Here is a 1,198-nt window from a genome sequence, read left to right on the forward strand (position 1 = left end):
CACATGAGCGCACTCTTTGATCCACTCACAATCCGCGGAGTTGAATTTAACAACCGCATCTGGGTTTCTCCGATGTGCCAATACATGGCTACAGATGGATTTGTAGGCCAATGGCACAATGTTCACCTCGGTTCCTTTGCAACAGGTGGCACGGGTTTAATCATGGTTGAAGCAACAGGAGTTGTTCCTGAAGGTCGCATCTCTATTGGTTGTCCATCCATCGAAGATGAAGCTCACGCAGCAGCATTTAAACCAATAATTGATTTTGCACATAGTCATGATGTGAAGATCGGAATCCAATTAGCCCACGCAGGTCGCAAAGCTGCGTGCGCCTTGCCTTGGGGCGATCACAAGATGGCCACTGCTGAAGAAGGTGGCTGGGAGGCTGTCTCTTCTTCTGCACTTGCCTTTCATGGTTATCCAGAACCACGCGCACTGACGATTGCTGAAATCCATCAGCTCACACAAGAGTTTGTGGATGCTGCCGTTAGATCAGTAAAGATTGGCTTTGATGTCATCGAACTCCATGCCGCTCATGGTTACCTTTTCCACCAGTTCTACTCCCCTCTTGCTAACAAGCGCACCGATGAATACGGCGGAGAGTTTGCCAATAGAACAAGGTTTCTTCTAGAAACAGTTGCAGCGGTTAGAAAAGCAATCCCAACTGGAACACCGCTGTTTGTAAGAATCTCTGCAACGGACTGGGTCGATGATGGTTGGAACTTGATTGACTCTGTTGAGCTCTGCACTCAGTTAAAGGCACTTGGAGTTGACCTGGTCGATGTTTCAACAGGTGGCAATGTTCATAACGCACCTATTAAGGCAACACCTGGTTTTCAAGTTCCTTTTGCCACAGCCATTAGAGCAGAGACCGGCATCATGACAACTGCAGTTGGCTTAATAACTGAGCCAGAGCAAGCAGATCACATCATCCAAACAGGTGAAGCAGATGCTGTCTTTATGGCAAGGGAGTTTTTGCGCAATCCAAGATTTCCTTTACATGCTGCCCAAAAACTTGGTGTGAAGATCAAGTGGCCACTGCCAATAGAGCGCGGAAAACTAAGTTAAGGAGTTGGTGCCACATAGGCACCGCGAACAACCTCTCCGAAAATCTCCTTCTCGCCCACACCCAGTGTTATTGCCGCTTTAGCCCTTGATGTAATAACAAAGCTGTAAATACCAGCTTTGGCCACCCCGC

Annotated in this window: 1 protein-coding gene; it reads left to right on the forward strand. The window is 48.1% G+C overall.

All coding sequences use genetic code 11. The features are described from left to right. Nucleotides 1-1,068 (forward strand): NADH:flavin oxidoreductase/NADH oxidase (locus AC9UEP_RS06040; protein ID WP_509545118.1); only part of this gene is annotated, 1,068 nt, incomplete at its 5' end. Nucleotides 1,069-1,198 lie beyond the last annotated feature (130 nt).

The organism is Candidatus Planktophila sp. (assembly GCF_040402315.1).
In the GTDB taxonomy this organism is placed as follows: domain Bacteria; phylum Actinomycetota; class Actinomycetes; order Nanopelagicales; family Nanopelagicaceae; genus Planktophila.